Annotated in this window: 15 protein-coding genes; all 15 read right to left on the bottom strand. The window is 33.5% G+C overall.

Annotated features, from left to right (window positions below; all coding sequences use genetic code 11):
- Nucleotides 1–5: 5 nt before the first annotated feature.
- Nucleotides 6–1025, bottom strand: a complete 1020-nt coding sequence (locus AST99_RS13585; RefSeq protein WP_057782536.1) for a sugar phosphate nucleotidyltransferase — start codon at nt 1023–1025, stop codon at nt 6–8.
- Between the two features lie 95 nt (nt 1026–1120).
- A complete protein-coding gene (gene dut / locus AST99_RS13580) occupies nt 1121–1555 on the bottom strand; it encodes a dUTP diphosphatase (protein WP_057782533.1) in 435 nt (144 codons plus the stop codon).
- Nucleotide 1556: 1 nt separating this feature from the next.
- On the bottom strand, nt 1557–3017 hold the full coding sequence (locus AST99_RS13575; RefSeq protein ID WP_057782531.1) for a lipopolysaccharide biosynthesis protein: 1461 nt from the start codon (nt 3015–3017) through the stop codon (nt 1557–1559).
- A gap of 69 nt (nt 3018–3086) precedes the next feature.
- Entirely contained in the window at nt 3087–3584 is a 498-nt protein-coding gene (locus AST99_RS13570) for a hypothetical protein (protein WP_157486393.1), read from the bottom strand.
- A 146-nt stretch (nt 3585–3730) separates the two neighbouring features.
- Entirely contained in the window at nt 3731–4591 is an 861-nt protein-coding gene (gene atpG / locus AST99_RS13565) for an ATP synthase F1 subunit gamma (RefSeq protein ID WP_057782526.1), read from the bottom strand.
- An 80-nt stretch (nt 4592–4671) separates the two neighbouring features.
- Complete coding sequence (gene atpA / locus AST99_RS13560; protein ID WP_057782524.1) at nt 4672–6252, bottom strand: F0F1 ATP synthase subunit alpha; 1581 nt, start codon at nt 6250–6252, stop codon at nt 4672–4674.
- 53 nt (nt 6253–6305) lie between these two features.
- Nucleotides 6306–6842, bottom strand: a complete 537-nt coding sequence (gene atpH, locus AST99_RS13555) for an ATP synthase F1 subunit delta (RefSeq protein WP_057782521.1) — start codon at nt 6840–6842, stop codon at nt 6306–6308.
- A gap of 7 nt (nt 6843–6849) precedes the next feature.
- Complete coding sequence (locus AST99_RS13550; protein ID WP_057782519.1) at nt 6850–7350, bottom strand: F0F1 ATP synthase subunit B; 501 nt, start codon at nt 7348–7350, stop codon at nt 6850–6852.
- Nucleotides 7351–7456: 106 nt separating this feature from the next.
- A complete protein-coding gene (gene atpE, locus AST99_RS13545) occupies nt 7457–7645 on the bottom strand; it encodes an ATP synthase F0 subunit C (protein WP_057782517.1) in 189 nt (62 codons plus the stop codon).
- Between the two features lie 39 nt (nt 7646–7684).
- On the bottom strand, nt 7685–8809 hold the full coding sequence (atpB, locus tag AST99_RS13540) for a F0F1 ATP synthase subunit A (RefSeq protein WP_057782515.1): 1125 nt from the start codon (nt 8807–8809) through the stop codon (nt 7685–7687).
- A 134-nt stretch (nt 8810–8943) separates the two neighbouring features.
- Complete coding sequence (locus tag AST99_RS13535) at nt 8944–9315, bottom strand: DUF6168 family protein (protein WP_146035135.1); 372 nt, start codon at nt 9313–9315, stop codon at nt 8944–8946.
- Nucleotides 9312–9542: an AtpZ/AtpI family protein gene (locus AST99_RS13530; RefSeq protein ID WP_057782511.1), complete on the bottom strand. Its 231-nt coding sequence runs from the start codon at nt 9540–9542 to the stop codon at nt 9312–9314. The genes AST99_RS13535 and AST99_RS13530 overlap by 4 nt, the downstream gene beginning before the upstream one ends.
- Nucleotides 9514–9921, bottom strand: coding sequence for a bactofilin family protein (locus tag AST99_RS13525; protein WP_057782509.1), 408 nt, complete (start codon nt 9919–9921; stop codon nt 9514–9516). Before AST99_RS13525 ends, AST99_RS13530 begins: the two co-directional genes overlap by 29 nt.
- Before the next feature lie 27 nt (nt 9922–9948).
- Entirely contained in the window at nt 9949–12516 is a 2568-nt protein-coding gene (porW, locus tag AST99_RS13520) for a type IX secretion system periplasmic lipoprotein PorW/SprE (protein ID WP_057782507.1), read from the bottom strand.
- A 106-nt stretch (nt 12517–12622) separates the two neighbouring features.
- Nucleotides 12623–13330 carry an ABC transporter ATP-binding protein gene (locus tag AST99_RS13515; protein WP_057782505.1) on the bottom strand — a complete coding sequence of 236 codons (708 nt, stop codon included), beginning with the start codon at nt 13328–13330 and terminating at the stop codon, nt 12623–12625.
- Nucleotides 13331–13337 lie beyond the last annotated feature (7 nt).

Here is a 13337-nt window from a genome sequence, read left to right as displayed (position 1 = left end):
GTCTGTTATTTTAATACGGAATAATCTCCAATACTGATGGTTTTAAAATTCCCATCGAATTCTACATAATTTCCAATCATTGCATCATCTAAATTAGCATTTTTAATAGTTGAATGATTACTAATTATGGTATTTTTAACGGTTGAATATTCTAAAACACAACCTATCCCGATAGATACATTTGGACCAACAGTAGAATGATTTAAAACGACATCTTTACCAATAAAACAAGGTTCAATGATTTTTGAATTGTTTAATACCACACTATCATCTACCAACTGCTCTTCACCATCAGCTTTAAGGAATCCTAACATTTTACCATTAGTTTCTACAGTTACAGCTTTGTTTCCGCAGTCCATCCACTCGTCTACTTGACCTGTTTTAAACACCTTTCCTTTAGCCATCATCCCTTTAATTCCATCGTTAATCTGGTATTCACCACCATTAATAATGTTATGATCTAGTACATGCTGAAGTTCGTCTTTAAGAACGGCAATATCTTTAAAATAGTATATGCCTATTACCGCTAAATCGCTCACAAAGGTTTCTGGCTTTTCTACCAACTCTACAATTTCGTCGCATTCGTTTAATTTTACTACGCCAAATGCTTCTGGTTTTTCTACTTGCTTTACCCAAATAACAGCATCTGCCTCTGGATCTAAATTAAAATCGGCACGAATTAACGTATCTGCATACGCCACAACTGCTGGGCCAGACAAAGAGTCTTTAGCACTCATGATGGCATGGCCTGTACCTAGAGGTTGGTCTTGACGATAAATGGATGCTTTAGCACCTAGATCGTTGGCGAGTTTGGTTAAACTAGCTACGACATCGTCGCCAAAGAAAGCAGGGTCTCCTAAAATAAAGGCGACTTCTTCTATGGGTTGATTGATTACTTTGGCAATATCTTTTACCAAACGGTGTACAATGGGTTGTCCTGCAACAGGAATTAAAGGTTTAGGTACGGTTAACGTGTGTGGGCGTAATCGCGAGCCGCGACCAGCCATTGGTACAATAATTTTCATAAGTTTTGAACAAATCATCTCTTACAGACATGATTTTTATTTTAGTTGTTATTTGTTTTGTTTTAAATTTTTAAGCTTTGGAATATAAGATTGAATTACTTTTTCCCTGTACTACCAAAGCCACCTTCACCTCTGTCTGTTTCAGAAAGAGTTTCAACTTCTATAAATTGTGCTTGTTCATGTTTTGCAAACACCAATTGCGCAATACGTTCGCCATTTTCAATAGTAAAGTTTTCGTTTGATAAATTTACTAGTATCACTCCAATTTCTCCTCTATAATCGGCATCGATAGTTCCTGGAGCGTTTAAAACGGTAATCCCATATTTGGCTGCGAGGCCGCTTCTTGGTCGTACTTGTGCTTCGAAACCCACAGGTAATTCTATAAATAACCCTGTTTTAACAATTGTACGTTCTAAAGGTTTTAATATTATTGGTTCGGATGTAAATGCACGTACATCCATTCCTGCAGAGGCTTCTGTTTCGTAATGAGGCAACGCATTGTTCGATTTATTTATAATTCTTACTACCATATTATCTCTTTAATAAATTTTTTATGTCTTGTTTTTCAAACTTATATATAATCAAAACAAATACAATGAGTAATCCAATTCCAACCACATAATTCTCTCTAAAGAAATAAAATGAAAGGATAGAAAATATTACTGATGTTAATATATAAGCACTAATTTTTTTGATATTATACGGAATAGGATAATACTTTCTCCCGAAATAATAGGACAACAATACCATACTAGCATACGCCGCTAAGGTAGCAATTGCTGAACCTTTATAACTAATAATTGGAATAAGCCAGAAGTTTAAAACTAAAGTAACCACGGCTCCAAAAATAGAAATGTATGCTCCAAATTTAGTACGATCTGTAATTTTATACCACACAGAAAGGTTATGATACATCCCTAAAAACAAATACGCTAATAATATAATGGGCACAACAGACATGGCTTCCCAATAGGCTTCACTTCTAATTACTATAATTTTTAACACATCTGCAAACACTATAACCCCCAATAAAATTAAAGAGCCTATAGTGACAAAAAACTCTAAAATTTTGGCGTAGTTTTTTTGCGGATTTTTGGTGTTTGCATGACTAAAAAAGAACGGTTCTATTCCTAATCGATAGGCCGTGGCAAACAGCGTCATAAACAAAGCGAGTTTATAACATGCCGAATACATACCAACTTGAGTATCTGCAATATCTTCAGGTAATAATTTACTAAGTAAAATTCTATCGAATGTTTCATTTACAGAAAAAGCAATTCCAGCAATTAAAACAGGGAATGCATATCGCATCATACGTTTCCATAAATCGGCATCAAAACGAAATTTCACCTTTACATAAAAGGATAATAGTAAAAGTAATGTCACCGCACTAGCGATTAAATTTGCGATAAAAATATAGTTGATTTGATAATCTTCTTTGCAAATATTATCCAGAAAATCAATATGATAAGACCAATCTTTTAAGGCCAAAAGGAAGAATAAATTCAGTCCTAAATTTATCGCAACATTTACTATTTTAATAACAGCATAAGTCATGGATTTCTCAGTGGCACGCAACCATGCAAATGGAATGATAACGAGCGCATCTAGCAGTAAAATCCAAATAACGAGTTTAATGTATTCAACTTTAATCTCTGTGATATATGCAATCTGGTTCTGAAATACTAACGCCAATGCAAAGAAACCCAGCGACGAAATAATTAAAGAAATAGTAGATGTTCCTATAACGTTGTCCTGATTTTTCTCTTTATTAAAAAATCTAAAAAAAGCGGTTTCCATACCATAAGCAAGCACCACATTAAATATAACAAACCAAGAGAAAATAACCGATACTGTACCATACTCGGCAACCGAATTTAAAACCCCTGGCGACGTATATAAAGGCACCAAAAAGAAATTAAGCATACGTGGCAACACTGTTGCTAAACCGTAAATAAATGTCTGTTTAAAAAGGCGTTGTAAAGTGCTCAATATATATGGAATTCTAAGAGGCTAAAAGTATTGAAAGTAAAAGAACTAAAAAAGGAAACCAACCGATTATTACGGTTTAGGCCTAGCATTAGGAATAGGAGGTGATTGTTTAGCGTATAACTGGTCGTAAATAAAATACTTAACGTCTCCTGATACTGTATACTGAATTACGCATTGGTTATCTTCAAGCGTAAATTTAGGTTCTTTTTGAATATTTTCGGAAACTTTTTGATCTGTTACAGCATTACCTTTTATAGATGTGTATTTACTGTCTGCTGGATAAACTTTACGTCCGGCAAATAACAATGGGTTACGCGTATCTGGCGCTAAAGGCAATTGTAATGTTTTGAAATAAATACTATCTAAACTAATATGTTGTGGCAACTCAGCATCTAAAACAATAAAAACATTAGTTCCAGAACCACCTGATTTTACTCCAGAGCTCCAATGTTGTGTGTAAATTTCTTTGATACCTACAGGTGGAACTTTCTCAAGTTTCTGAGAAGCACAATTACTTATGGAGCACAGTATAATACTATATAAAAAAAGGACTTTAAAAAGTTTCATATCACACATTTTGTAAGTACTAAAGATAGTAAAGTTACTGCATAAAAAAAGCCTCGCGATATGCAAGGCTTTTATATAGTATATATGTGACATTAATGTTTAGACTATTATCTAAAATCGATACCCTTTTTTATCAATTAGAGTGACTAATTATTTAGGGCTTCTGCACCACCAACAATTTCTAAAATTTCGTTAGTAATTGCTGCTTGACGTGCTTTGTTATATGTTAATTTTAATTGATCTCTTAATTCTGTTGCATTATCTGTCGCTTTATGCATCGCCGTCATACGTGCACCATGCTCACTTGCAAAAGAATCTCTAAGACCTTTAAATAACTGATTTTTTAAAGATTTAGGAATCAATTGTTGAATGATTTCTAATTTTGTTGGCTCAAAAATATAATCCGTATTCACATCTTTTTCTACTTCAATAGGTGAAATAGGTAAGAATTGCTCTGTAGTTACTATTTGAGTTGCTGCATTTTTAAATTGATTGTAAACCATATCAATTCTGTCATACTCGCCAGCAACGAACTTTTGCATTAAAGACTCAGCAATTTCAGCTACATTTTCAAATGATAAATCATCGAAAATATCACTTTTGTTACCTACAATTTTATTGGTCTTTTTAAATGCATCGTTAGCTTTTTTACCAACTACAAGGTAAGATACGTCTTTCCCAGCGTACTTTGTTTTGGCCAAGTTGTTTACCTCTTTAATGATATTAGAGTTAAACGCACCACACAAACCTCTGTTAGAAGTAACCGCTATAATAAGCACTTTGTTAACTTCTCTTTGTTCTGAATACTCGTTAGAGATTTCAGAATCTATAGTTGCACTTAAGGTTTGTAAAAGTTCTGAAAGCTTGTCTGAATAAGGACGCATAGCAGTAATAGCATCTTGTGCTTTCTTTAACTTTGCAGCAGAAACCATTTTCATGGCACTGGTAATCTGCATCGTTGAAGATACTGAAGCTATTCTGTTACGTATTTCTTTTAAATTTGCCATGTTTTATACTAGAATAAAGTATTGAGTATTCAGTAGTGAAGTGGTACTTTACAACCTCACTACTCAATACTAAAATCTAATTAAGCTTTATATTTTACTGATAATTCTTTTGCTACAGCAGCTAATGTATCTGTAACAGCATCAGTTAATTTTCCTGATTTTAAAGTCGCTAATACATCTGAATGTTTCGCTTTTAAAAACTCAAGATAATCACTTTCAAATTCTTTTACTTTGTCAACAGGAACGTCTTTTAACAAGTTTTTAGATCCTGCATAAATAATTGCAATCTGATCTTCTACTTTAAACGGATCGTTTTGACCTTGCTTTAAGATCTCTACGTTACGTTTACCTTTGTTAATTACGTTTAAAGTTACAGCATCTAAATCTGATCCAAACTTAGCGAAAGCTTCTAACTCACGGTATTGTGCTTGGTCTAATTTTAAAGTACCAGATACTTTTTTCATAGATTTAATCTGAGCATTACCACCAACACGAGATACAGAAATACCTACGTTAATTGCTGGACGTACACCAGAGTTAAATAAATCTCCATCTAAGAAAATTTGCCCATCTGTAATAGAAATTACGTTTGTTGGGATATATGCAGAAACGTCACCCGCTTGTGTTTCAATAATTGGTAAAGCTGTTAAAGAACCACCACCTTTTACGATTCCTTTAATAGAATCTGGAAGGTCGTTCATGTCTTTAGCAATTTCATCATTATTAATCACTTTTGCAGAACGCTCTAATAAACGAGAGTGTAAGTAAAATACATCTCCAGGATATGCCTCACGTCCTGGTGGACGTCTTAATAATAAAGATACCTCACGGTAAGCAACGGCCTGTTTAGATAAATCATCAAAAACAATTAAAGCTGGTCTACCAGTATCTCTAAAATACTCTCCAATAGATGCTCCTGTAAATGGTGCATATACTTGCATTGCAGCAGGATCTGATGCATTTGCAGCTACTATTGTAGTGTAAGCTAAAGCTCCTTTTTCTTCAAGAGTTTTAGCAATTAAAGCAACTGTTGATGCTTTTTGCCCAACCGCTACATATATACAATATACAGGCTCACCTGCATCGTAAAATTCTTTTTGATTTAAAATGGCATCAATACAAACTGCAGTTTTACCTGTTTGTCTATCTCCAATAACCAACTCACGCTGCCCTCTACCTACAGGAATCATCGCATCAATAGCTTTAATACCAGTTTGTAATGGCTCGGTTACTGGCTCTCTAAAGATAACACCAGGAGCTTTACGCTCTAAAGGCATTTCGTAAGTTTCACCAGTGATAGGTCCTTTACCATCAATAGGGTTTCCTAAAGTATCTACAACACGACCAACAATACCTTCACCTACTTTAATAGATGCGATACGTTCGGTACGTTTTACTGTTGTTCCTTCTTTAACAAATTTTGAAGGTCCTAATAATACTACACCTACATTGTCTTCTTCAAGGTTTAATACAATTCCTTCAAGACCGTCTCCGAAATCTACTAATTCACCGTATTGTGCATTAGCTAATCCGTAAACACGTGCAATACCATCTCCAACAGTTAATACTGTTCCTACTTCATTTAAGGTTGCTCCCGCTTCAAAACCTTGTAGTTGTTGCTTTAGGATTGCTGTTACTTCAGCTGGTTTTACTTCTGCCATTTTATTTAGATATAAGCTCTAACCGGAACATTCCGATTAAAAAATTTATAAAATTAATTTAATGAAAATTCTTGTTTTATTTTATTCAATTTGTTTGCCACACTTGCATCGTACTGCATATCGCCAACACGTAATACAAAACCACCAATAATGCTTTCGTCTATTACATTTTTAATATCAACAGCTTTTCCTGTTAACGATTTTAGTTTTGCTAAAACTTTAGTTTCTAAATCGCTTGTTAAAGGTACAACTGTTGTTACTATTGCTATTTCTTTACCAGATGCCTGTTCAAACAACTGCATGTATTTTATAGCAACATCTTCTAAAACCGATAGTCTTTTATTTTCAATTAAGGTATCGAATAGATTAACAGTTAAAGGCGTGATAAAATTAAATATTTCTAATAACGCCGATTTTTTAATAGCAGATCTTACTACAGGACTATGAAGCATAGCGCTTAAGTCTTTACTATCTGAAATAGTTTTAGCAATTAAAGTCATGTCTGTATTTACAGCTTCTGCTGAATTACTACTTGTTGCTAATTCTAAAACTGCTTTTGCGTAACGTATTGCTGCTCTTGATCCTGCCATGTCCTTCTTAATTTAAAGTACTTTCACCTAATAAAGTATCAACCAATTGTAATTGTTTGTCTTTATTAGATAATTCTCCACGCACTACTTTTTCAGCGATTTCTAAAGATAATTCTGCAACGTGATTTTTAATCTCTACCATAGCAGTTTTCTTTTCACTTTCTATAGCGTGCTTTGCAGCTTCAATCATGTTATTAGCTTGAACTTGAGCTTCATCTTTAGCATCAAGAATCATTTTATCTTTCATCTCGCGTGCTTCTTTAAGCATCGCATCACGTTCTACTCTAGCTTCATTTAATAATTTTGCATTATCAGCTTGAAGATTTTGCAATTCTAATTTTGCTTTTTCTGCAGCTTCAATAGCATCTTTAATTCCGTCTTCTCTAGTCGCTAAAGACCCTAATATAGGTTTCCAAGCAAATTTACCTAATAATACAATTAAGATTATAAGGATAATGGTTTGCATGATGAACAATCCTGGTGAAAAATCGTTTAATAACGTATCCATGTGTGATTAAATAAAAAGTTTTACTTCTGTTTTGTTTAATTTTTTAAAAACAGCTTCTGCAACCAACCGTTGCAGAATACTGTTCTTGCTTTGTTTATTGTTAGGATTATTTACCTAAGATTAAAGCACCGAATGCTAAACCTTCTAATAATGCTCCAATAATGATCATCGCAGTTTGGATTTTTCCAGCTGCTTCTGGTTGACGAGCAATTGCTTCCATTGCACTACCACCAATTTTTCCAAGACCTAAACCAGCTCCGATTACGATTAATCCTGCTCCAATTAAATTGTACATACTAATTGATTTTTAAAATATTAATTAAACAAATTCTTATTAATGATGGTCATGTTCTTCAACTGCCATTCCTATAAATAACGATGATAACATCGTGAAAATAAATGCTTGTAAAAAGGCTACCAATATTTCGATAACCGTAATAAATAAAGCTAGTATTAACGATACACCTGTTGATGCTACCGGTCCAAAAGCTTCTTTCATTAATATTACTAAGGCGATTAAGCTCATAACAACAAAGTGTCCTGCTGTCATGTTTGCAAATAAACGCACTAGTAAAGAGAATGGTTTAATAATTACAAAACCAATTAATTCTATAACTGCTAAAATAGGTCTTAAAATATAAGGTACACCTGGCATCCATAATGTATGCATCCAGAAATCTTTACTACCATTAGTTAAATAAATAATCATAGTAAAAATGGCTAAACATGCTGTAACAGCAATTTGTCCAGTTACGTTAAAACCTAGCGGTGTTAAACCTAATAAGTTTAAAATCCAGATAAAGAAAAACACAGTTAATAAAAACGGCATGAATTTCATGTATTTTTTCTCTCCTATATTAGGACGTGCAATCTCGTCGCGCACATACAATACTAAAGGCTCTAATACTCTTCCAACTCCAGTTGGGATTGGTCCTTTTTTGTATCCTTTAGCTAAAGCACCAAATCCTAAGAACATTAAGATTCCTGCGATTAACATACCAAATACACTTTTTGTAATCGATAAATCTAATACTTTGTGTGCGTTTTCTGCATGGTGATGTTCATCAAAAGCAACGGCCTCTGCACCAGCTTCTAACTCGTATATTTTACTGTGAATTTTTGTTAATTTAACACCATCTTTTTCAACAATAACATGACCGTTATCGTCGTGGTGAAATTCTGAAGACATAAACATTCTCAATCCATCGCTAGACCATACTATTACAGGTAAAGGAAAGCTTACATGTGTACCTGTTTCATTATTCGAAAATAAATGAAAATCGTGAGAATCTTTTAAGTGATGCGCAATATATTCTTTAATTTCTTCAGGAGTATCTACCTTATTCCCTTTTTCATGATGTTGATTATCTTCTCCACCCTCGTTTGCGAAGGTTGAGACAGTAGTCATCAATAAAACTAAAATTGCAATAAACTTGATAGATTTTTTTGCTACCATCATATTTTTCTAACTAATGAATTACGCTCTCTAAAATTTTGTGCAAATGTAAACAATAATTTAAAAACCCAAACCCTTTTTTTACATATGTTTAAATTCTAGTGCTGAATTTACAATTTTCCACAAAAAAACTTCAACTATTTGTTGTTTAGCAGTTTTGCAACTGCTACAGCTTCTGCCGTTAAAAACATAAATAAGGGTATAACTAAAGCAAATCGTTCTGTTTGCGTTAACTGATCATTTTCAAATACCGAATGTTTAAATATCAAAACAAAAACACCCAGTTTTATAAACATAAGTACCAAATAAGAATAACCTGCTTGGTTAGGAAGAGTACTTGATACCGCTTCCATACTTATATATACAATGAGTGTTGCTATAAGGTGATAAAGATACACTTGCCATAACTTAAAAGACATGACTTCTGTCATAAAATAGTTATGAATGGTAAATGCTATTGCAAAAAGTAGAAGAATAGATAGTAAAAAGACGAGTATTCTTTTAATCATTTTTTATCGTTATTGGTAATATTTAGCACCTGCCTTATTACTGAAAACATGGCTATAAAAACAGCGACCAATGTTACTATTTTAAAATAGAGTTGGTCTTCATTTTCAAATTTCACATCCAACCATTCTCCCAACACGCTTCCCAAATAAATGGTTAAGCCCATTTGGAGCGCCATAGTTGTAAACCTAATGTATTTATTAAGCTGTTTTTTCTTTGGATCTATCATTCTTTATAGCTTTAACGCCACTTTTCATCACACAAGTTACATCAAAATTAGCACCTGGATCTACAGCTAATTTAGCCACAATAACATCGCCTTGAATGTCTGCACTAGATTTTAAAGTTAACGTCCCCGATAATTCTAATTTTCCAGAAAAACGACCTTCAAAATACGCGTCTGTTCCTTCTAAAGTCCCGTTAATAAAACCGGTTTTACCTACAACAACTTTTCCTGGTGTTTTTAAGTTACCTTCTATTTCACCATCAATTCTAAACCCGCCTTCGCTGCTAACATCACCTACAATTTTGGTGCCTTGTGCTATAATATTTTGATTTCCTGAAGACTCTACGCTTTGTTGTTTTTCTTTTTTGCTATCCTTGAACATAGTAATTAATTTTGGGGGATTTAATATTTATTTAATTTCACTAAAATATGTGTCTAAATTTTTATGTATCTGAATGATTTGATAATTTTCAGATGAAATGACATTGTAAGGTTTTGTAATCCGATTCTTATCATTTTTCTTGAATAAATCCTTAAAACCTTCTGCGACCACTAAATTAGTAAAACCGTGAACAATAACAAAGGTGGTGGTTGGGGAATACACGTCTTTAGATGATGTTAAATCGTAATATCTAATTTTTTCGAGTTGGGTATTTAGTTGCTCTACAAAAGCGTCTATATCTTCTTTTGAAGCATTATCGAATTGATACACCACATTAAATCGCTTACCGCTTTCGTAATCTATAAATCCTGAATATCTTATTTTTGGTAACACATTTCGTCTTAACTCTTCTGCACGTTGTCCTTCCGGTAAGTTAGGATAAGACAGCGCCACATCGTTTAAGGCTTTACTATATTCATCATAACCATACAATCTACCTATAGCTGTTGCTTTTAATAAATCAAATTTAGCAACAATATCTTCACCTTCAAAAACCTTAATATTCTCTTCACATAACGCAATAACTTCAGTGTATTTCTGAGCATTAAAGAGCTTATGAGTGTTTTGGTAAACACTTTCCGGACTGTTTGAATCTTGAGCTACGGCCTGATCTGGATTACGCAAGAGTTCTGCATAGCGCGACTCTGAATGATTGTTAATAATATCTGATTTCAGAATTTCGGCCTCACCCAACTGCCCTAATAATTCGTAATCTTTATATAAATTATATTTTGCAGGCACAATTAATCGGTCTTCCGGATTACGCTTTAACAGTAACTGTAGCTTATCTTTAGACAATTCGTAATCGCTAAATTTTTCTTTATAAATTACACCTAATTGATAATAGGCATAGTTACGTTCTTTACCAATACTATCTATTATTTTTTCGTCTGAAGGAATTTGATCTAAATAAAATTGAGGCTGATAAATGTCTGCATCAAAATTTATTCCATCTCCATCTGTTGCGACTGCTATTGCAGTAGGGCCTGAGAAATTCATATTAGACCAACGCCAATTGTCTTCATTTTCTCGATTCCCCCAAATTTTAATAAACTCATTCTTACCATACGCTGCTGTAGTAGTATTATAAAAATAAAAAGTATTTGCTATTTGTGTAGCACTTTCGCGATCTTGAAAAGCAGAGGTTTTAGTATTTACATTAAAGCCACTATTAGAGTTTAACATTTCTTGCGCTCTAGCTTCTGCCTCTTGGCGTTCTCGTTCTATTTCTGCAGCTTCTTTTAAATGTTCTGTATAGGCTTCGAAATACGCTAAACGTTCAGATTCTGGTAAATTTACCAAACGTAAAATACTGTCGTTTACTTTAGAAATATCTTCATAATAAATAACATCATCTAAGTTATCGCGTTCCCGCTTAACCGTTCTGTATTTTTTAGAATTAAGGGTGAGATTGGTAAGTGTACTATCAAAATAAGCACCTGCCGTTTTATACTCGGCATCATTGAAACTTAAATCGCCTAGAATTTTATAATTTCTTGCATTTAACTCTTTATCTCTTCGCTCTGTCCTTAAGGATTTATTATAGTAAGCAATACCTAAAGAATCGTTATGTGTTGCCAAATAATACTCGCCAACTTGGTGGTAAATTCGTCCCAAATACGGCCGATTTTCTCGATCTTCTTCTAGCATAGCTAAAGTTTCTGAAAACAGTAATTTATCACCATTCTCATAATCGAAATTTTTAGCTTTTTCTACATAGGCTCCGATATAATAATCTCTAGGGATTTTACGGTGCATATCTATAACACGATCAAAAGTAATATTTGCACTATCCTTATAACCCAAAGTATTATACAACTGGCCTTTAATAAATAAATAACGGCCGCGCTCTTCGTGTTTTGCAGTAGATTCTGCAGCTATTTCTAAATAAGCAATTGCAGTATCTACAACTTTAATATTTAAATAGGCTTGGGCTAAAGTAGAAGTTGCATCTGCCAATTCCTGGCCTTTAAGATGCTCTAATTTTAATAAGCGTTTTAAGTTTTTTATGGCAAGCTCGTCGTTATCTAAGCGCATGTTAGTTTTTTCTCGCCATACACGAGCCACATTAATTTTATCGCTTAACGGATATTTGTAGAGAATATAATTAAGAGCTTCTAATGCCGGTACAAATCGCTGATCGAAATATCTAGCTTTTCCGAGTAATAAATAAGCCTCGTCCATTTGAGGGTTTTTCTCTTTCCCCTTAATATTCATGGAATGCTTTTGTATGGCTTTTACCGCTTTTTCTTCGGCTCTAGAAAAACTTTCATTTTTAGATTGACCCGGAAGCATAGCGTCTTCAGTAAAATCTAAACGCTCTACCTGAAGCACATTCCAATAATCGTCTTGATAATCTTCATTAAGTCGATCACGTCCTTCTTCTAAAGCAATATTACCATTATACAGCACATTATATTCTGTAGCCATGGCATGAAAATTTCTACTAATAAATTTGTCCTTTTTTCTAGAACAATTTACCAATAGAAATGCAGACAGACATGCTACAAAAATAACCTTAAAAGATGTTTTCAACGCTGGGGTATTTAATCAAATAAATAACTATAAACTCTTGCTATTATTATGCAAAGCCGTAAAAATAAGCATCTTTTTTGATTAACCTATAAAAATGGATTGACATTTAAACTTCTAACGTACCAGCAAAATACGATTCTAATTCCTTAAGCGTTTCGCCACTAGTTACAATATCTTTTACAACTTCTCCTTTTTCTAAAACGACTATGCGTTCGCAAACATCGGTAACATGAGATAAATCGTGACTTGAAACCAACACGGTAACACCTTTTTGTTCGCCTAAATCTTTTATAATTTTTTTGAGTCTAATTTGCGTAGTAGGATCTAAATTAGCAAACGGCTCGTCTAAGATAATAACTTCTGGATTTCCGATAAGCGCAGCCACAATCCCAGCTTTTTTCTGATTTCCTTTACTTAAATCTCTAAGATATTTTTTTTGCTTTAAAATTTCGCCATGAAAGAAATCTTCAAACTGATTTACAAGTGCATCTACATCTGCTTTATTCTGACCTCTAAGTTCGCCAATAAAGTAGAAATATTCTTCTGCTGTTAAATAGCCAATTAAAAAACTTTCGTCTATAAAAGACGAGGTAAAGGGTTTCCAATCTTCACTTAAATCAACCTGAATATCATTGCTTGTAATATGGCCTGTTGTAGGCTGAATTAAATCGAGTAATAAGCTAAAATACGTGGTTTTTCCAGCACCATTATTTCCTACCAAACCAAAACTCTGACCTTTAGGAATCTCTAAATGCGCTATGTTTAAAACTTGATTGCCGTTATATTTTTTTGAAAGATTTGTTGTTGTTATCATACTATAC

The sequence above is a fragment of the Formosa algae genome (assembly GCF_001439665.1).
Taxonomy (GTDB): Bacteria; Bacteroidota; Bacteroidia; order Flavobacteriales; family Flavobacteriaceae; genus Formosa; species Formosa algae.
The sequence above is the reverse complement of the archived record's forward strand: the minus strand, read 5'-3'. Positions and strand labels throughout refer to the sequence as shown.